Consider the following 17425-nt stretch of genomic DNA (forward strand, 5'->3'; position numbering starts at 1 on the left):
TCTCTGTGCGGTGGCCCCGCGCGGGCGCCCCCCGTACGGGGCTGCCCCGCGAGGCGCGTCCGTGAATACGGGACAGCCCCGCAGGGGAGGGGCATGGCCGGCCCGTCCACGCGGCACACTGGCCTCATGTCCTCCCGCCGCAGACTCTGCCCCGAGTGCCGCCGCGAGATCGCCGTCGTCGCCGGGCGGTACGCGCGCCACGACCCGCCCGGCGCCCGCGAGCACGGCGAACTCACCTCGTGCCCGGGTTCCCGCCGCCAGGCGCTCCCCGGACCGGAACAACCGTCCCTGGACGGCTACGCGGTCCCGGAGTTCCCCGGCCAACTGTCCCTGTTCTAAGGCACGCTCGAGGGGCCGGCAACGAACCTCAGTTGCCTGCGACCGACTTGACCGCCACGGACACCGGCGCCGACCCGCTGATCAGCTCCAGCGTGAGTCCGGCCGTGGCCGGGGTGTCCACCAGCTCCGCCAGTACGGCGGCGACGTCGTCGCGCGGGATCGGGCCGCGGCCGGTGCGGGCCTCCAGCCGTACGAGGCCGGTGCCGGCGTCGTCGGTGAGCTGCCCGGGGCGCAGGATCGTCCAGTCCAGGGCGTCCAGCCCGCGCACATACGCGTCCGCCTCGCCCTTGGCGCGCAGATACACGTCGAAGATCTCGTCACCCTGGTGGCGCGGGTCGGCGCCCATGGACGACACGACCACGAAGCGCCGCACCCCCGCGCTCACCGCCGCGTCCGCGAAGAGAACCGCCGCGGCCTTGTCCACCGTGTCCTTGCGGGCCGCCCCGCTGCCCGGGCCCGCGCCCGCCGCGAAGACCGCCGCGTCGGCACCCCTGAGCTGCTCCGCGACCTCCTCCACGGACGCCGACTCCAGGTCGAGCACGACCGGTTCGGCACCGGCCTGCCGCAGGTCGGCGGCCTGTTCTGCCTTCCGGATGATCCCCGCAACCTCGTCCCCGCGCGCGGCGAGCAGCCGCTCCAGCCGCAACGCGATCTGACCATGACCACCAGCGATGACAATGCGCATGTCTTCGACCGTACGCCTCGACGGCACCGCCCGCCGCACGACTCGGCCCGCCCCGCAGCCACCCTCAACGCCCCGCTCCACCCTCTCCGCAGGCCCCGACGCACCTCCCCCGCACGCAGCAGTCCATACGACGCCCGGCTCCACCCCCGCCGCAGGCCCTACGGCACTTCCCCCGGTTCCTGCCGCAGGCCCTACGGCACGTCCCCCCGACCCTGCCTCGGCAGCCCCAGCTCGACCGACGCCGCCGAACTGCAGTACTCCCGTACCGCGCTGGTCCGCGCCACCACGCGCCCCTGGTGCACCACGATCCGGCTGTACGCCAGGGACAGCACCCCCGCGAGCCGTTCCCCGCGCACCGCGAGCAACTCGGCCGGGAAGCCCGCCTCCACCCGCACCTCCGGCAGCCCCAGCACCGCCCGCGCCGAAGAGCTCACCGCGTCGTACGCCTCCTCGGGAGGCAGTCCGTAGCGCGAGGCCAGCAGGAACGCCGCCTCCAGCGGGTCGCCGCGCCCCACCGGGTTGGACACGTCCCGCAGTGCCCCGCTCCCGGCGGCCACCCGCACCCCGGCCGCGCGCAGCAGCCGTACCGGAGCCGCCCCGCGCCGGTCCACGCCGCCGCAGCCGCCCTGCGGCAGACACGCCACGGCCACCCCGGCCGCCGCGAGTTGGTCCGCCGTCCGCGAGGCCACCTCGGAGGGCAGCCGGCCGAGGTCGCCGCACGGCCCGAGGGTCACCCCGGGACGCAGCCCGCCCGCCATGGCCGCGAGCCGGGCCAGCCGGGCCGGGTCCCCGGCGTCCGTGTGCAGGTCGACGGGGCAGCCGTGCTCGGAGGCCGTCTCCAGGACCGCCTCCACGTACCCCGTCGGATCCGGGTCGAGGTCCGGCCGGCCGCCCACCACCGTGGCGCCCATCTTCACCGCGTCCCGCAGCATCGCCAGCCCGTCCGCGCCCGCCACCCCGGTCAGCACCCGGGGCATCGCCACCGTCGTCAGCTCCACCAGCCCGCGCAGCGCTCGCCGCGCCTGAAGCACGGCCGCCAGCGCGCCCAGGCCCTGGACGTCCCCGACGCGCACATGTGCCCGCAGCGCCGTCGCCCCGTGACCGAGCTGGAGCAGCGCGGCCTCCGTCGCGCGGCGCTGCACGTCCTGCGGCTCGTAGGAGACCGGCCCCTCGGTGTCGGCCGACAGGGCCGTGTCGGCGTGGGCGTGCGGCTCGACCGGAGCCGGCAGCAGCAGATAGCCGCTGAGGTCCACGCGCGCCCCGCACGCGCGCGTGCCGCCCGCTCGCAGGCTTCCGGCCGTGCCGACCGCCTCGATGCGCCCGCCGCCCAGCCGCACGTCCACGGTCCTGCCGTCGGTGAGCCGCGCCCCGCACAGCAGCAGCGACGACGGCTCCGCCGGACCCGGCGAGGACGACGGGGGCGGTGGTGGCTGCGGCCGGCTGTCGGGCATCGCACTCCAGGGGCTCGGGCTGCGCACGGGAGGACGCGTGATCACGCAGAGTGAGACGAGCCTAGGACGGCCTCACGCCCCTCGCCGGGAGGAGCGCAATAGTCGTACCGGCGTGGTCCGCCCGGATCCGCCGCCGGCTCCCGCAAGGGACGGGAGGTGGTCCCCGCGACAGATGGAGGCGGTCCCCTCGCGGGGCTGACGGCGGTGTCCCCTCGAGGCAGGCGGCGGTCCCCGTCATGGGGCAGGAGGCGTGCACGAGGCTGTCGGGAGGACGGTCCGGGCGTCCGGGGCGGGGGCCTCGAAACGGATTTGGGCGAACGGCGGGCGAGCGTGTAATGTCTTCATCGCTCGCCCCAATAGCTCAGTCGGCAGAGCGTCTCCATGGTAAGGAGAAGGTCAACGGTTCGATTCCGTTTTGGGGCTCTGGTGTGACTGGTTCCGTCGCAAGGCGGACCCGGACCACATCAAAGCGGTGTAGCTCAGTCGGTAGAGCAAGCGGCTCATAATCGCTGTGTCACCGGTTCAAGTCCGGTCACCGCTACTGACAGTAGCCGATTGCGGGGTCGGTCCTTCGATCGGCTACTCTTTCTTGCGTTAAATAGTCCATCCGTTCGTCTTAGGAGCACTCACGTGGCTGCCACCGACGTCCGCCCGAAGATCACGCTGGCCTGCGTGGAGTGCAAGGAGCGGAACTACATCACCAAGAAGAACCGGCGTAACAACCCGGACCGTCTTGAGATGAAGAAGCACTGCCCGCGTTGCAACGCGCACACCGCGCACCGCGAGACGCGATAAATCAGGCTCGTATGCGAGGCCGTTCCCGAGAGATCGGGGGCGGCCTCGCGTCGTTGAGGTACCCGTACCGATCAGTAGAGCTACCAGGAGGTGCCGGGCCATGGCGCTCGACCAGTCCTTCGTGGGGCGGACGTACCCGCCCACCGCGCCGTACGAGGTGGGCCGGGAGAAGATCCGTGAGTTCGCCGAGGCGGTCGGGGACACCAATCCGGCCTACACGGACGCGGAGGCCGCCAAGGCACTCGGTCACCCCGACGTGATCGCCCCGCCGACCTTCGTCTTCGCGATCACCTTCAAGGCCGCGGGCGAGGTCGTCCAGGACCCCCAGCTCGGCCTGGACTACAGCCGCGTCGTGCACGGCGACCAGAAGTTCGCCTACCGCCGCCCGGTCCGCGCCGGCGACCGGCTCTCGGTGACCTCGACCATCGAGGCGATCAAGTCCCTCGCGGGCAACGACATCGTGGACATCCGCGGCGAGGTGCACGACGAGGCCGGCGAGCACGTCGTGACCGCCTGGACCAAGCTCGTGGCCCGCGCGGCCGAGGAGGCGTGAGCGACCCCATGACCGCGAAGATCTCCTACGCCGACGTCGAGGTCGGCACCGAACTGCCCGCGCATACCTTCCCCGTGACCCGCGCGACCCTCGTGCAGTACGCGGGCGCCTCCGGCGACTTCAACCCGATCCACTGGAACGAGAAGTTCGCCAAGGAGGTCGGCCTGCCGGACGTGATCGCGCACGGCATGTTCACCATGGCCGAGGCGATCCGGGTGGTCACCGACTGGACCGGCGACCCGGGTGCGGTCGTCGAGTACGGCGTCCGCTTCACCAAGCCGGTCGTCGTCCCGAACGACGACCAGGGCGCCGTGATCGAGGTGGCCGGCAAGGTCGCCGCCAAGCTCGACGACAACACGGTCCGCGTGGACCTGACGGCGACCAGCGCCGGACAGAAGGTGCTGGGCATGTCCAGGGCGGTCGTACGACTGGCCTGAGCCGGCCACGACCGACCGGCCGGCCTGCCCAGGCCACGACCGACCGGCCGGCCTGCCCAGGCAGCGACCGAATGGCCTGCCCAGGCCACAGCAGTCCGGCGTCAGCCCGCCGCGACACGACGTAAGGGGCGTCCACCCATTGTGTGGCGCCCCTTACGCATGACCTGGCCGGACCACCGCTTGACATAGTTAGTGATTGAGCACTAACTTCGTTCGCATGGCAAGGATGAGTGCGGAAGAGCGGCGCGAGAGCGTCATCCGGGCCGCGACGACCGAGTTCGCCCGCGGTGGCTACCACGGCACCTCGACCGAGGCGATCGCCCGCCGGGTCGGCGTCTCGCAGCCCTATCTCTTTCGGCTCTTCCCCGGCAAGAAGGCGATCTTCCTGGCGGCGGCCGAGCGGTGCGTCGAGGACACCATCCGGATGTTCGCGGAGGCGGCCGAGGGGCTGGAGGGCGAAGAGGCCCGCCACGCCATGGGCGCCGCATACGTCGAGGCCATCTTCGAGCAGCCCGAGCGGCTGATGATGCAGATGCAGATGTATCTCGCCGTCGCGGCCGCCGAGGAGGAGGGCGACCGCGAGTTCGGCGAAGCCGTACGCACGGGATGGATGCGGCTGTGGGACACCATTCACCTGCCGCTGGGCGCCGACGCCCACGAGACGACGACCTTTCTGGCCCAGGGCATGCTCATCAACTGCCTGGTGGCCATGGGCTTCCCGGCCGATCACCGCGTCTGGGCGGGACTGGGTGTACCGAAGGCCGACGGCTGACACGGCAGGGCCAGGAGACGGGCCCTTTCATGACCTTCAAAGTTAGTAAGCAATAACTAATCGATCACGGCACACACTCCATGGGGGAGCGATGTCACAGCAGACCGCACGTCGCGGGGGAGCCGCCTGGGCCCTCGTCATCACCAGCGTCGCCGGATTCATGGCGGCCCTCGACAACCTCGTCGTCACCACCGCCCTGCCCTCCATCCGCGAGGACCTCGGCGGCGGCCTGCACGACCTGGAATGGACCGTGAGCGCGTACACGCTCACCTTCGCCGTCCTGCTGATGTTCGGCGCGGCCCTCGGCGACCGCTTCGGCCGCCGCCGGCTCTTCATCGCGGGCATCACCGTCTTCACCGGCGCCTCCGCCGCCGCCGCGATGGCGCCGGGCATCGACTCCCTCATCGCCGCCCGCGCCGTCCAGGGCGTCGGCGCGGCGGTGATGATGCCGCTGACGCTCACCCTGCTGACCGCCGCCGTGCCCGCCGCCAAGCGCGGTATGGCGTACGGCATCTGGGGCGCCGTCAACGGACTCGCCGTCGCCTCCGGACCGCTCGTCGGCGGCAGCCTCACCGAACACATCTCCTGGCAGTGGATCTTCTGGCTGAACGTCCCGCTCGGCCTGGTCCTGCTGCCGCTCGCCCGCCTCCGCCTCGCCGAGTCACACGGCACGGGAGCCCCGCTCGACGTCCCCGGCACCCTGCTCGCCAGCGGCGGCCTCTTCGGCATCGTCTACGGCCTGGTCCGCGGCCCCGCGGACGGCTGGACCTCGTCCCTCGTGCTGACCGGCCTGTTCGCGGGCGGGGCACTGCTCCTCGGCTTCGTCCTCTACAGCACCCGCGCCAAGAACCCCATGCTCCCGATGCGCCTGTTCCGCTCCCGTGCCTTCGCCGGCATCAACGCGGCGAGCCTGCTGATGTTCCTCGGCATGTTCGGTTCGATCTTCCTGCTCAGCCAGTACATGCAGGGCGTCCTCGGCTACTCGCCCACCGAGGCGGGCCTGCGGATGCTGCCCTGGACCGGCATGCCGATGCTGGTCGCGCCGATCGCCGGCATCCTGGCCGACCGCATCGGTGGCCGCCCGGTCGTCGCGGCGGGCCTCTTCCTGCAAGCCCTGGGCCTCGGCTACATGGCGGCGGTGGCCACCGTCGACGCCTCCTACACGGTCCAGCTGCCCGCGCTGATCATCAGCGGCATCGGCATGGCACTGTTCTTCGCCCCCGCATCACACCTGGTGATGTCCAGCGTCCGCCCCACTGAGCAGGGCATCGCCTCCGGCGCCAACAACGCCCTCCGCGAGGTCGGCGGGGCCCTCGGCATCGCGGTCATGGCCTCGATCTTCGCCGCCCAGGGCGGTTACGAGACCGGCCAGACCTTCGTCGACGGCATGCGGCCCGCGCTGGTCACCGGCTCGGCGGTGGTCGCCCTCGCCGGCATCGCCGCCCTGCTGATACCGACCCGGCGGCACACCGCACAGCAGCCCGCCCCGGCCGAACCGGCACCGGTCCTGGAGACGGCCGCCCACTGACCCCGCCGGACCCGAACAAGGAGACGTGGCATGCCCACCCTTCCCTGGACCGTCCCGAACACCCCGCCCCACGGCACCGAGGTGTACGTCTTCGCCTCCCGCTTCGAGACCCGCACACTGTGGGGAGCGCTGAAGTTCCTCGCCGGTACGCCCGCCGTCTGGCGTCAGATCCGCCGCAGCCCCGGCGCCTACGGAGCCACCCTGAAGGCCGCGCCCCTGAAGCGAACCTTCTGGACCCTGTCGGCCTGGGAGTCGAAGGACGCCCTCCACGCCTTCGCCCGCGCGGGCACACACGGCCCGACCTCCAAGGGCCTGGCCCCGCAGATGAAGGACTCGGCCTACACCACCTGGCAGGCGAGCAGCGACGACCTCCCCCTCTCCTGGTCCGAGGCGCTCCGCCGCCTGCCTTGACCACGACCACGCGCGTGCGGCCCCTTCCCCCGCGGAACGGGGCCGCACGCACGTGCGCCCGACCCCGTCAGTGCCGTCTCGTACGCTTGGGCCCGTGCAGGAACTCCACGACGCCCCCCTCGCCCCGCTGACGACCTTCCGCCTGGGCGGCCCCGCGACCCGGCTGATCACCGCCACGACTGACGACGAAGTGATCGCCGCCGTCCGCGAAGCCGACGAGACGGGCACCCCGCTGCTGCTCATCGGCGGCGGCTCGAACCTGGTCATCGGCGACAAGGGCTTCGACGGCACCGCCCTCGTCATCGCCACCCGGGGCTTCTCCCTCGACGGCACGACGCTGGAGCTGGCCGCCGGCGAGGTATGGACCGACGCCGTCGCCCGCACCGTCGAGGCGGGCCTGGCCGGCATCGAGTGCCTGGCCGGCATCCCCGGCTCGGCGGGCGCGACGCCCATCCAGAACGTCGGGGCGTACGGCCAGGAGGTCTCCGCCACGATCACCGAGGTCGTGGCCTACGACCGCCGTACCGGCGAGACGGTCACCCTCGCCAACGAGGACTGCGCCTTCTCCTACCGCCACAGCCGCTTCAAGTCCCACCCCGAGCGCTACGTCGTCCTGCGCGTCCGCTTCTCCCTGGAGGACGCCCAGGGCCTCTCCGCCCCCCTCCGCTACGCCGAGACGGCTCGCGCCCTCGGTGTGCAACCGGGCGAGCGCGTTCCCCTCGCGCAGGCCCGCGAGACGGTGCTCAAGCTGCGCGCCGGGAAGGGCATGGTCCTGGACCCCGAGGACCACGACACCTGGTCGGCAGGCTCCTTCTTCACCAACCCGATCCTCACGGACACGGACTTCGAGACGTTCCGCGCACGGGTCCGCGACCGGCTCGGAGACGAGGCGGAGCCCCCGGCCTACCCCGCCGGCGAGGGCCGCACCAAGACCTCCGCGGCCTGGCTGATCGACAAGGCGGGCTTCACGAAGGGCTACGGCGACGGTCCGGCCCGCATCTCGACGAAGCACACGCTGGCGCTCACGAACCGGGGGAGTGCGACGACCGAGGATCTCCTCGCCCTGGCCCGAGAGGTCGTGGCCGGCGTCCACGAGGCCTTCGGAATCACCCTGGTCAACGAGCCGGTGACGGTCGGAGTCAGCCTGTAGGCCCCTGGCGCCTGCCCTGAGGCCGGGTGGGTCCGCGACCGGGCATCACGGGGTGCTCGGCGTTGATGCTGGGGGCGGGGCGTTTCGCAGCCCGGCGTAGCGGGGTGCCGCTGCGCCCACCCGTGCCGCCCCCAGCGGCACGCACGCCCGCAGCTGGGCCGGCCCGCTCCCCGACACGGCCCCGGCCCCCCCAGCCGCGGAAGGCGCAGCGGCAGTCAGCCGGCCAGCCAGTCGTCCACCCCCGCCAGCAGCCTCGTCTTCAGATCCTCCGGTGCCGCCGACCCCCGTACCGACTGCCGCGCCACCTCCGCCAGCTCCGCGTCCGTGAAACCGTGATGCCGTCGCGCGATCTCGTACTGCGCCGCCAGCCGCGACCCGAACAGCAACGGGTCGTCCGCGCCCAGCGCCAACGGCACCCCCGCCTCGAACAACGTCCGCAGCGGCACGTCCTCCGGCTTCTCGTACACCCCCAGCGCCACGTTCGACGCCGGACACACCTCGCACGTCACCTGCCGGTCCGCCAGCCGCTTCATCAGCCGCGGATCCTCCGCCGCCCGCACCCCGTGCCCCACCCGGTTCGCCCCGAGGTCGTCCAGACAGTCCCGCACCGACGACGGCCCGGCCAGCTCACCGCCGTGCGGCGCCGACAACAGCCCGGCCTCGCGCGCGATCCCGAACGCCCGGTCGAAGTCCCGCGCCATGCCCCGCCGCTCGTCGTTCGACAGCCCGAACCCGACGACGCCCCGGTCCGCGTACCGCGCCGCCAGCCGCGCCAGCGTCCGCGCGTCCAGGGGGTGCTTCATCCGGTTCGCCGCGACCAGCACCCGCATCCCGAGCCCGGTCTCCCGCGACGTCGTCTCCACCGCGTCCAGGATGATCTCCAGGGCCGGGATCAGCCCGCCCAGCCGCGGCGCGTACGACGTGGGGTCGACCTGGATCTCCAGCCATCCCGAGCCGTCCCGCAGATCCTCCTCAGCGGCCTCCCGCACCAGCCGCCGGATGTCGTCCGGCTCCCGCAGGCAGGAGCGTGCCGCGTCGTACAGCCGCTGGAAGCGGAACCAGCCCCGTTCGTCCGTCGCCCGCAGTCTCGGCGGCTCCCCGCCGACCAGCGCCTCGGTCAGCGCGTCGGGCAGCCGCACCCCGTACTTGTCGGCCAGTTCCAGCACGGTCGAGGGCCGCATCGACCCGGTGAAGTGCAGGTGCAGATGGGCTTTCGGCAGCTCAGAGACATCACGTTCACGCTCCATCCCAGGATCCTGCCGCATGCCTCAGCCGTCCCGACAGCGTTTTCCCCGAACGTGGTCTTGCTCGCACGCGCACACGACAGAGCGGGCCGCTCCCCACAAGGGGAACGGCCCGCCCACCACCTCACGTGAGGTGCAGGTCAGTCCCGCGCCTCCGCCAGCAGCTTCTGGATCCGGCTCACACCCTCGACCAGGTCCTCGTCGCCCAGCGCGTAGGACAGCCGCAGGTAACCGGGCGTGCCGAACGCCTCACCCGGCACCACCGCGACCTCGGACTCCTCCAGGATCAGCGCGGCCAGCTCGACCGTGTCCTTGGGCCGCCGGCCCCGGATCTCCTTGCCGACCAGGGCCTTCACGGACGGGTAGGCGTAGAACGCACCCTCCGGCTCCGGGCACACCACGCCGTCGATCTCGTTCAGCATCCGCACGATGGTCTTGCGGCGCCGGTCGAAGGCCTCGCGCATCTTCGCCACGGCGTCCAGGTTCCCGGACACGGCGGCCAGCGCGGCGGCCTGGGCGACGTTGGACACGTTGGACGTGGCGTGCGACTGGAGGTTCGTCGCGGCCTTGACGACGTCCTTCGGGCCGATGATCCACCCGACGCGCCAGCCGGTCATCGCGTACGTCTTCGCGACACCGTTCACCACGACGCACTTGTCGCGCAGCTCGGGCAGCACCGCCGGCAGCGACACGGCGGAGGCGTCACCGTAGACGAGGTGCTCGTAGATCTCGTCGGTCATCACCCACAGGCCGTGCTCGACGGCCCAGCGGCCGATCGCCTCGGTCTCGGTCTCGCTGTAGACCGCGCCGGTCGGGTTCGAGGGGGAGACGAACAGGACGACCTTCGTCTTCTCCGTGCGGGCCGCCTCCAGCTGCTCGACGGTCACCCGGTAGCCGGTCGTCTCGTCGGCGACGACCTCCACCGGGACACCCCCGGCCAGCCGGATCGACTCCGGGTAGGTCGTCCAGTACGGCGCGGGGACGATGACCTCGTCGCCCGGGTCGAGGATCGCGGCGAAGGCCTCGTAGATGGCCTGCTTGCCGCCGTTGGTGACGAGGATCTCCGAGACGTCCGGCTCGTAGCCCGAGTCGCGGAGCGTCTTCGCGGCGATCGCGGCCTTCAGCTCGGGGAGGCCGCCGGCCGGCGTGTAGCGGTGGAACTTCGGGTTCTTGCAGGCCTCGATCGCGGCCTCGACGATGTAGTCCGGAGTCGGGAAGTCGGGCTCACCGGCGCCGAAGCCGATCACCGGCCGCCCGGCGGCCTTGAGGGCCTTGGCCTTGGCGTCCACGGCGAGGGTGGCGGACTCGGAGATCGCGCCGACTCGGGCGGAGACCCGGCGCTCGGTGGGAGGGGTTGCAGCGCTCATGGGCCCCATCGTTCCAGACCGGAAACGCGCGCGGCACGGGGGTTTCACAGACTGAACAACCTCGGGCAAACCCTTGAACAACCGTGCGGATCGCCCGCTCGGCCTGCGCGATCTTCAGCGGATTCGCGTCAGTCCGGCCCCCGCCCGCGAGGCGATCTTCCGCCAACGGGCCCTCCCGCGGGCCCTTTCTGTTCGACGACCGGCCGCGGAGCACGTACACTCTCACCTCGTTGGCCTCTCGCAGGCCGCGCCCGTTCGGTGCACACCAAGCATCCGGATGGATGCGGTACGTTGGGGGACACACAAAGGGTCGTAGCTCAATTGGTAGAGCACTGGTCTCCAAAACCAGCGGTTGGGGGTTCAAGTCCCTCCGGCCCTGCTACACACACCTTCGCCAGGATGTGTGCGCATGTACGTACAGCAATGCACCGCCGTGCGGCTCAGACCGGGCGCGGCACGGCCACGACCCGGAATCAGGTGAGGACGAGTGACGGACGCCGTGGGCTCCATCGACATGCCTGATGCCCAGGACGAGGCGCCGGAGTCCAAGAAGGCCCGCAAGGGCGGCAAGCGCGGCAAGAAGGGCCCGCTGAAGCGGCTCGCCCTCTTCTACCGCCAGATCGTCGCGGAACTGCGCAAGGTCGTCTGGCCGACGCGCAACCAGCTGACGACCTACACGACCGTGGTGATCATCTTTGTCGTCATCATGATCGGCCTGGTCACCGTGATTGACTATGGGCTCAGCAACGCCGCGAAGTACGTGTTCGGCTGAGCAGTCCGCGAAGAGCGCCGAGGTACCCGGCGCTCCTTTCGCATGTTCCACCCCTATGTATCCAGGAAGAAGCAGCCACCGTGTCTGACCCGAACGTGAACGACGCCATCGAGCCGGTCGAGTCCGTCGAGGACGAGCTCGACATCGTCGAGGGCGCGGACAGCGAGGACACCGAGGCCTCCGCCGAGGTCGAGGCTGCCGACGCCGTCGCGGACGACGCCGCCGAGGCGGAGACCGAGGACGGCGAAGAGGCCGCGGAAGAACTCGAGGAAGAGCCCGAGGACGACCGCGACCCGATCGAGAAGCTCCGCGAGGAACTGCGGCTCCTGCCCGGTGAGTGGTACGTCATCCACACCTACGCCGGCTACGAGAACCGCGTGAAGACCAACCTCGAGCAGCGTGCCGTCTCGCTGAACGTCGAGGACTACATCTTCCAGGCCGAGGTGCCGCAGGAAGAGGTCGTCCAGATCAAGAACGGCGACCGCAAGACGATCAAGCAGAACAAGCTTCCGGGCTACGTCCTGGTCCGCATGGACCTGACGAACGAGTCCTGGGGCGTCGTCCGCAACACCCCCGGCGTCACCGGCTTCGTGGGCAACGCCTACGACCCGTACCCGCTGACCCTGGACGAGATCGTCAAGATGCTCGCCCCCGAGGCCGAGGAGAAGGCGGCCCGCGATGCCGCCGAGGCCGAGGGCAAGCCGGCTCCGCAGCGCAAGGTCGAGGTCCAGGTGCTGGACTTCGAGGTCGGCGACTCGGTCACCGTCACCGACGGCCCGTTCGCCACGCTGCAGGCGACCATCAACGAGATCAACCCGGACTCGAAGAAGGTCAAGGGCCTCGTCGAGATCTTCGGCCGCGAGACGCCGGTCGAGCTCTCCTTCGACCAGATCCAGAAGAACTGACTTCCGGACTCACCGCTTCCGCGCAGGTCAGGCGATCGCTCCGGCGCTTGCCTGACCTGCTCGGTTTTCAGCCGCGCATCTATACCCGTTATCGTTGTGCGGTATGCCTGCATCCGGGTGGTCCCCGGGCGTGGGCAGGACCCGAATCGAAAGGACCCGGAGAGCTATGCCTCCCAAGAAGAAGAAGGTCACGGGGCTCATCAAGCTCCAGATCCAGGCCGGTGCCGCCAACCCGGCCCCGCCGGTCGGCCCCGCGCTGGGTCAGCACGGCGTGAACATCATGGAGTTCTGCAAGGCCTACAACGCCGCGACCGAGTCGCAGCGTGGCTGGGTGATCCCGGTGGAGATCACGGTCTACGAGGACCGTTCCTTCACCTTCATCACCAAGACGCCGCCGGCCGCGAAGATGATCCTGAAGGCCGCGGGCATCGAGAAGGGCTCCGGCGAGCCGCACAAGACCAAGGTCGCGAAGATCACGCGCGACCAGGTCCGTGAGATCGCCACGACCAAGATGCCCGACCTCAACGCCAACGACCTGGACGCCGCCGAGAAGATCATCGCCGGCACCGCCCGTTCCATGGGCGTCACGGTCGAGGGCTGAGCCCCAACCTCCATCAGCAGAAGTGGCAGGGCCTGCTCGGCCCGGACCACGACTCCTAAGAATCCACAGGAGCAGTAGTGAGCAAGCGCAGCAAGTCCCTTCGCGCTGCGGACGCCAAGGTCGACCGGGAGAAGCTCTACGCCCCGCTCGAGGCCGTCCGTCTCGCCAAGGACACCTCCACGACCAAGTTCGACGGCACCGTCGAGGTCGCCTTCCGCCTGGGTGTCGACCCGCGCAAGGCCGACCAGATGGTCCGTGGCACCGTGAACCTTCCGCACGGCACCGGCAAGACCGCCCGGGTCCTGGTCTTCGCGACCGGTGACCGTGCTGCGGCCGCGGAGGCCGCGGGCGCCGACATCGTCGGCTCCGACGAACTGATCGACGAGGTGTCGAAGGGCCGTCTGGACTTCGACGCCGTCGTCGCCACCCCGGACCTCATGGGCAAGGTCGGTCGTCTCGGCCGTGTCCTCGGTCCGCGTGGTCTGATGCCGAACCCGAAGACCGGCACCGTCACCCCCGACGTGGCCAAGGCCGTCACCGAGATCAAGGGCGGCAAGATCGAGTTCCGCGTCGACAAGCACTCGAACCTGCACTTCATCATCGGCAAGTCGTCCTTCGACGACACCAAGCTGGTGGAGAACTACGGCGCCGCGCTGGAGGAGATCCTCCGTCTGAAGCCGTCGGCCGCCAAGGGTCGCTACATCAAGAAGGCCGCCATCAGCACCACGATGGGCCCCGGCATTCCGGTCGACCCGAACCGCACCCGCAACCTCCTCGTCGAGGAGGACCCGGCTGCGGTCTGAGCCTGAGGCTCACCCAACCGGTCACGGGCCCCGCACCTCTTACAGGTGCGGGGCCCGTTCCCTTTTCCGGTACGTACGCCGGTGGCCTGGGTTAACGTGCGGGAACCGGATGCGAACGGGGGGACGTATGCAGGGCACGACCGTGCGCCGCGTGGGCCTGGTGCTCGTGGCGACCACATTGACGGGGGTGACCGCCTGCACGTCCCAGGACTCCTCCGACGGCCCCGGCCGGGAGAACCGCGCCGCGCACGGCCCGGCCCTCGCCGCCCTGCGCTCCGCCGAGCGCGCCACCGAGTCCGCCCGCTCCGCCCGGGTGGAGTCGACGACGACCATGGGCTCGCTGATGTCCATGACGGCCGACGGCAGCCTCGGCTGGAGCGACGGCATCACCGGCACCCTCACCATCAGATACACCGGCGGCACCGTCGCCGACACCATGCGCCGGCTCGGCACCACCTCGATGGAGGCCCGCTACCGGCCCGAGGCGTACTACGCGCGGCTTGGCGAGAAGTTCGCCGAGCAGACCGGCGGCAAACGCTGGATCCGGTACGCGTACGAGGACCTCGACGCCCTCGCCGGAGGCTCCGGCGCCCACCTCGGCGACCAGATGCGCAGCACCACCCCCAACCAGTCCGTGAAGCTGCTGCTGTCCTCCGGGGACGTCAGGAAGGTCGGCGAGGAGACCGTCCGCGGCCGGTCCGCGACGCACTGGTCCGGCACGGTGGCGGCGGCCGACGTCACCGACGCCGCCCTGCGTAAGCAGCTCACCGAGGCCGGTGTCACCACCGAGACCGTCGACATCTGGATCGACCGGCGGAACCTGCTGGTCAAGAAGGTCGAGAAGGCGCGGACGGCCACCGGCCGGATGACCCAGACCGCGCACTACGCCGACTACGGTGCGCCGGTCCGGGCCGCGCGGCCCCCGGCGTCCGACACCGGCGACTTCGAGGATCTGGTGCGCAAGCAGTCCGGTACGCCCTGACTCCTGCGTCCCCAATTCGGATAGATCACGTGTGCCCCTCTGGGATAGGCTCGCCGCCTTGCTGTGAAGCGAGTTTGTATTCCTTGGGGGGAATCGATGAGGACATCCATACCTGCCGCGGGCGCGTGCGCCCTGCTTCTCGCCGCCGGTGCCGTCGGCTGTGGATCCGAGCAGTCGCCGGAGATGACACCCGCTGCGGCCGTCGCCAAGGCGGCGAAGAACACGGAGGACATCACGTCCCTCCAGTACCGGATGAAGGGCACGGTCCCGGAGTCGGGTCGCGTCGAGGGTGAGGCGTCCATGCGCCTCAAGCCCACGATCGCCATGAGCATGAAGATGGAGGCGCCGGATCAGGCCGCCGGTGAGTCCGTCGAGATCCGTCTCGTCGACAAGGCCATGTATCTCGGTGGGGGAGCCGAGATGGCCAAGGAGATGGACGGCAAGAAGTGGCTGAAGTTCGATCTGTCCGGCTCCGACGCGGCCAAGGAGATCGACAAGATGGGGTCGCCGGCCCAGGCCGAACAGAACCCGGCGGCCGAGTCCACCTTCCTCACGGGTGCCAAGGACGTGAAGAAGGTCGGCAGCGAGAAGGTCGAGGGCGTCGAGACCACCCACTACTCGGGCACGGTCACCCTGGACGACCTGCGCGCCTCGCTCAAGGACGAGAAGGCGGAGACCCGCAAGCAGCGCGAGAAGAGCATCAAGCAGTACGAGAAGCTCGGCATCGACAAGTTCACGATGGACATGTGGGTCGACGGCGAGGACCACACCAAGCAGTTCCGCATGAAGGGCCAGGCCGACAAGGGCCCGATGGACATGACCATCACCTTCCTCGACTACAACAAGCCGGTCACCGTCACGGCCCCGCCGGCCAAGGACGTCGCGGACCTGAGCGAGATGTTCAAGGAGCTGGATCAGGGCTGAACCGCCCCGCACTGATCAGCCGTACGGGCGGATTTGCTTGACGGCGATCCGTTCCCGTACTCTCCTACAGAAGCCAAAGACCGCTGGTCGTTACCGCGCGCTCATCAGAGGGCGCGGTGGCCGAAGGATCCGCTGAAACGGCGGACGGCCCGCGCAGGTGACACAGGAAAAGCTCCCGGAGACCCGCCGCCTCGTGCGTGCGTGAAGCCGGTCGAGCTACGCCCCGTGCGCTTGCGCCGGGGCGTTTCGTTTTCCCCAGTCCTCCTTCGGGTCCGCGCGGTCCGAATCACCCGGAAGGAGGCCGAGGCTCATGGCGAGGCCTGACAAGGTCGATGCCGTCGAGGAGATGCGGGACAAGTTCCGCAACTCCAACGCTGCTGTCGTTACCGCGTACACCGGTCTCACCGTCGCGCAGCTCCAGCAGCTGCGTCGTTCACTCGGTGAGAACGCTCAGTACCGTGTGGCGAAGAACACGCTGACCAAGATTGCGGCCAACGAGGCCGGGATCACGACGCTGGACGACCTCTTTGCGGGTTCGTCGGCCGTCGCCTTCGTGACCGGTGACCCGGTCGAGGCGGCGAAGGGTCTCCGTGACTTCGCCAAGGACAACCCCAACCTCGTCATCAAGGGCGGCGTCCTTGACGGCAAGGCGTTGTCCGCCGATGAGATCAAGAAGCTTGCGGACCTCGAGTCCCGCGAGGTTCTGCTCTCCAAGCTGGCCGGTGCCTTCAAGGCGAAGCAGTCCCAGGCTGCCTCCGTCTTCCAGGCGCTGCCGTCGAAGCTCGTCCGCACCGTGGACGCGCTCCGTGCCAAGCAGGACGAGCAGGGCGGTGCCGAGTAACTCGGCTCGCATCCCGGCCGCCGCTGCCTGAACGCGGCGACCGTCGCGGGCCAGTAGTACGCCCGCCTCACATGTACATCCGGCACCTGCCGAATTAGTGGAAGGACCGCCATCATGGCGAAGCTCAGCCAGGAAGACCTGCTCGCGCAGTTCGAGGAGATGACCCTCATCGAGCTCTCCGAGTTCGTGAAGGCGTTCGAGGAGAAGTTCGACGTCACCGCCGCCGCTGCCGCGCCGGTCGTCGTCGCCGGTGGTGCCGCTGGTGGCGCCGCCGCCGAGGCCGCTGAGGAGCAGGACGAGTTCGACGTCATCCTCACCGGTGCCGGCGACAAGAAGATCCAGGTCATCAAGGTCGTGCGTGAGCTGACCTCCCTGGGTCTGAAGGAGGCCAAGGACCTCGTGGACGGCGCCCCGAAGCCCGTTCTCGAGAAGGTCGCCAAGGACGCCGCCGAGAAGGCCAAGGAGTCCCTCGAGGGCGCCGGCGCCTCCGTCGAGGTCAAGTAAGACCTTTCGGATCCGTCAGGATCCACGACACGTCCCGCCGGACGTGTAACGCGTAAGCGCGGAAGAGCGATCATCCATCCGGGTGGTCGCTCTTCGGCGTTCTCGGGGGCGGGCCACGGTTACCTTGAAGCCCCGGTGACGGGGGGTATGGTGATCTTCGTCGTGTCTCCGGGCGGCCCCGGATCGGGCAGAGGGGCCTTGACGAACCGCACGCAGCGCGCAATTCTCAGGACGCGTCGTCACAGGATCCGAATCCGAGGCATGGATCGGCGGCGAAGAGGGCAGTATCAACGTGCGTTGAGGGCAGCGCGCCTTGTCGCAGGAGTGGAACAACGAGGGTGAACACGGGTTCCAGAACCCG

Annotated in this window: 20 protein-coding genes and 3 tRNA genes; 19 read left to right on the top strand and 4 right to left on the bottom strand. The window is 70.1% G+C overall.

Annotated features, from left to right (window positions below):
* The first annotated feature begins 126 nt into the window (after window positions 1-126).
* Window positions 127-339, top strand: a complete 213-nt coding sequence (locus ACIQU3_RS01080) for a hypothetical protein (RefSeq protein ID WP_403724254.1) — start codon at window positions 127-129, stop codon at window positions 337-339.
* A gap of 28 nt (window positions 340-367) precedes the next feature.
* Here the strand turns inward: ACIQU3_RS01080 and ACIQU3_RS01085 are convergent, their stop codons facing one another.
* Window positions 368-1024 (bottom strand): NAD(P)H-binding protein, encoded by a 657-nt coding sequence (locus ACIQU3_RS01085; protein WP_403724257.1) that lies wholly within the window; start codon window positions 1022-1024, stop codon window positions 368-370.
* A gap of 191 nt (window positions 1025-1215) precedes the next feature.
* A complete protein-coding gene (locus ACIQU3_RS01090) occupies window positions 1216-2475 on the bottom strand; it encodes an amidohydrolase family protein (RefSeq protein ID WP_403724260.1) in 1260 nt (419 codons plus the stop codon).
* A gap of 350 nt (window positions 2476-2825) precedes the next feature.
* On the opposite strand from ACIQU3_RS01090, the gene ACIQU3_RS01095 reads away from it, so the two are divergent.
* The 9 genes from ACIQU3_RS01095 to ACIQU3_RS01135 all read left to right on the top strand — a co-directional run bounded on the left by ACIQU3_RS01095 (window position 2826) and on the right by ACIQU3_RS01135 (window position 8121).
* Window positions 2826-2898 (top strand) — tRNA-Thr (locus ACIQU3_RS01095).
* A gap of 45 nt (window positions 2899-2943) precedes the next feature.
* Window positions 2944-3016: transfer RNA gene (locus tag ACIQU3_RS01100), tRNA-Met, on the top strand.
* 89 nt (window positions 3017-3105) lie between these two features.
* Window positions 3106-3270, top strand: coding sequence for a 50S ribosomal protein L33 (gene rpmG / locus ACIQU3_RS01105; protein ID WP_003948671.1), 165 nt, complete (start codon window positions 3106-3108; stop codon window positions 3268-3270).
* Between the two features lie 100 nt (window positions 3271-3370).
* A complete protein-coding gene (locus ACIQU3_RS01110; RefSeq protein WP_366710392.1) occupies window positions 3371-3823 on the top strand; it encodes a MaoC family dehydratase N-terminal domain-containing protein in 453 nt (150 codons plus the stop codon).
* Between the two features lie 8 nt (window positions 3824-3831).
* Window positions 3832-4260, top strand: a complete 429-nt coding sequence (locus tag ACIQU3_RS01115) for a MaoC family dehydratase (RefSeq protein ID WP_403725568.1) — start codon at window positions 3832-3834, stop codon at window positions 4258-4260.
* A 217-nt stretch (window positions 4261-4477) separates the two neighbouring features.
* A complete protein-coding gene (locus ACIQU3_RS01120) occupies window positions 4478-5032 on the top strand; it encodes a TetR/AcrR family transcriptional regulator (RefSeq protein WP_403724264.1) in 555 nt (184 codons plus the stop codon).
* A 91-nt stretch (window positions 5033-5123) separates the two neighbouring features.
* Window positions 5124-6560 (top strand): MFS transporter, encoded by a 1437-nt coding sequence (locus ACIQU3_RS01125; RefSeq protein ID WP_403724268.1) that lies wholly within the window; start codon window positions 5124-5126, stop codon window positions 6558-6560.
* Window positions 6561-6590: 30 nt separating this feature from the next.
* On the top strand, window positions 6591-6971 hold the full coding sequence (locus tag ACIQU3_RS01130) for a DUF3291 domain-containing protein (protein WP_403724271.1): 381 nt from the start codon (window positions 6591-6593) through the stop codon (window positions 6969-6971).
* 94 nt (window positions 6972-7065) lie between these two features.
* Complete coding sequence (locus ACIQU3_RS01135; protein ID WP_403724274.1) at window positions 7066-8121, top strand: UDP-N-acetylmuramate dehydrogenase; 1056 nt, start codon at window positions 7066-7068, stop codon at window positions 8119-8121.
* Between the two features lie 215 nt (window positions 8122-8336).
* Here ACIQU3_RS01135 and ACIQU3_RS01140 read toward each other — a convergent pair whose 3' ends face one another.
* A complete protein-coding gene (locus ACIQU3_RS01140; RefSeq protein WP_403724277.1) occupies window positions 8337-9368 on the bottom strand; it encodes an adenosine deaminase in 1032 nt (343 codons plus the stop codon).
* A 137-nt stretch (window positions 9369-9505) separates the two neighbouring features.
* Window positions 9506-10732 carry a pyridoxal phosphate-dependent aminotransferase gene (locus ACIQU3_RS01145; RefSeq protein ID WP_366710382.1) on the bottom strand — a complete coding sequence of 409 codons (1227 nt, stop codon included), beginning with the start codon at window positions 10730-10732 and terminating at the stop codon, window positions 9506-9508.
* 306 nt (window positions 10733-11038) lie between these two features.
* Between ACIQU3_RS01145 and ACIQU3_RS01150 the strand changes: the two genes are divergently transcribed.
* The 9 genes from ACIQU3_RS01150 to rplL all read left to right on the top strand — a co-directional run bounded on the left by ACIQU3_RS01150 (window position 11039) and on the right by rplL (window position 17064).
* Window positions 11039-11111: transfer RNA gene (locus tag ACIQU3_RS01150), tRNA-Trp, on the top strand.
* 108 nt (window positions 11112-11219) lie between these two features.
* Window positions 11220-11504, top strand: a complete 285-nt coding sequence (gene secE, locus ACIQU3_RS01155; protein ID WP_104785540.1) for a preprotein translocase subunit SecE — start codon at window positions 11220-11222, stop codon at window positions 11502-11504.
* An 80-nt stretch (window positions 11505-11584) separates the two neighbouring features.
* Window positions 11585-12409 carry a transcription termination/antitermination protein NusG gene (gene nusG / locus ACIQU3_RS01160; protein ID WP_403724281.1) on the top strand — a complete coding sequence of 275 codons (825 nt, stop codon included), beginning with the start codon at window positions 11585-11587 and terminating at the stop codon, window positions 12407-12409.
* Between the two features lie 166 nt (window positions 12410-12575).
* Entirely contained in the window at window positions 12576-13010 is a 435-nt protein-coding gene (gene rplK / locus ACIQU3_RS01165) for a 50S ribosomal protein L11 (protein ID WP_003992325.1), read from the top strand.
* Between the two features lie 77 nt (window positions 13011-13087).
* Window positions 13088-13813 (top strand): 50S ribosomal protein L1, encoded by a 726-nt coding sequence (gene rplA, locus ACIQU3_RS01170; RefSeq protein ID WP_033308987.1) that lies wholly within the window; start codon window positions 13088-13090, stop codon window positions 13811-13813.
* 127 nt (window positions 13814-13940) lie between these two features.
* Entirely contained in the window at window positions 13941-14795 is an 855-nt protein-coding gene (locus tag ACIQU3_RS01175) for a hypothetical protein (RefSeq protein WP_403922969.1), read from the top strand.
* Between the two features lie 96 nt (window positions 14796-14891).
* Complete coding sequence (locus tag ACIQU3_RS01180) at window positions 14892-15719, top strand: LppX_LprAFG lipoprotein (protein ID WP_403724289.1); 828 nt, start codon at window positions 14892-14894, stop codon at window positions 15717-15719.
* A 310-nt stretch (window positions 15720-16029) separates the two neighbouring features.
* A complete protein-coding gene (rplJ, locus tag ACIQU3_RS01185; RefSeq protein WP_234849661.1) occupies window positions 16030-16560 on the top strand; it encodes a 50S ribosomal protein L10 in 531 nt (176 codons plus the stop codon).
* 114 nt (window positions 16561-16674) lie between these two features.
* Window positions 16675-17064 (top strand): 50S ribosomal protein L7/L12, encoded by a 390-nt coding sequence (rplL, locus tag ACIQU3_RS01190; RefSeq protein WP_053674509.1) that lies wholly within the window; start codon window positions 16675-16677, stop codon window positions 17062-17064.
* Window positions 17065-17425: the final 361 nt, after the last annotated feature.

This window comes from Streptomyces sp. NPDC101110, assembly GCF_044759525.1.
GTDB lineage: Bacteria > Actinomycetota > Actinomycetes > Streptomycetales > Streptomycetaceae > Streptomyces.

What these genes read in the sequence shown, in the direction of transcription:
- ACIQU3_RS01175 (WP_403922969.1), top strand. Translation starts at nt 13,941, where the DNA reads ATGCAGGGCACGACCGTGCGCCGCGTGGGCCTGGTGCTCGTGGCGACC.
- ACIQU3_RS01115 (WP_403725568.1), top strand. Translation starts at nt 3,832, where the DNA reads ATGACCGCGAAGATCTCCTACGCCGACGTCGAGGTCGGCACCGAACTG.
- ACIQU3_RS01120 (WP_403724264.1), top strand. Translation starts at nt 4,478, where the DNA reads ATGGCAAGGATGAGTGCGGAAGAGCGGCGCGAGAGCGTCATCCGGGCC.
- ACIQU3_RS01130 (WP_403724271.1), top strand. Translation starts at nt 6,591, where the DNA reads ATGCCCACCCTTCCCTGGACCGTCCCGAACACCCCGCCCCACGGCACC.
- ACIQU3_RS01080 (WP_403724254.1), top strand. Translation starts at nt 127, where the DNA reads ATGTCCTCCCGCCGCAGACTCTGCCCCGAGTGCCGCCGCGAGATCGCC.
- ACIQU3_RS01180 (WP_403724289.1), top strand. Translation starts at nt 14,892, where the DNA reads ATGAGGACATCCATACCTGCCGCGGGCGCGTGCGCCCTGCTTCTCGCC.
- rplK (WP_003992325.1), top strand. Translation starts at nt 12,576, where the DNA reads ATGCCTCCCAAGAAGAAGAAGGTCACGGGGCTCATCAAGCTCCAGATC.
- rplL (WP_053674509.1), top strand. Translation starts at nt 16,675, where the DNA reads ATGGCGAAGCTCAGCCAGGAAGACCTGCTCGCGCAGTTCGAGGAGATG.
- ACIQU3_RS01090 (WP_403724260.1), bottom strand. Translation starts at nt 2,475, where the DNA reads ATGCCCGACAGCCGGCCGCAGCCACCACCGCCCCCGTCGTCCTCGCCG.
- ACIQU3_RS01125 (WP_403724268.1), top strand. Translation starts at nt 5,124, where the DNA reads ATGTCACAGCAGACCGCACGTCGCGGGGGAGCCGCCTGGGCCCTCGTC.
- ACIQU3_RS01145 (WP_366710382.1), bottom strand. Translation starts at nt 10,732, where the DNA reads ATGAGCGCTGCAACCCCTCCCACCGAGCGCCGGGTCTCCGCCCGAGTC.
- ACIQU3_RS01140 (WP_403724277.1), bottom strand. Translation starts at nt 9,368, where the DNA reads ATGGAGCGTGAACGTGATGTCTCTGAGCTGCCGAAAGCCCATCTGCAC.
- ACIQU3_RS01085 (WP_403724257.1), bottom strand. Translation starts at nt 1,024, where the DNA reads ATGCGCATTGTCATCGCTGGTGGTCATGGTCAGATCGCGTTGCGGCTG.
- rplJ (WP_234849661.1), top strand. Translation starts at nt 16,030, where the DNA reads ATGGCGAGGCCTGACAAGGTCGATGCCGTCGAGGAGATGCGGGACAAG.
- ACIQU3_RS01110 (WP_366710392.1), top strand. Translation starts at nt 3,371, where the DNA reads ATGGCGCTCGACCAGTCCTTCGTGGGGCGGACGTACCCGCCCACCGCG.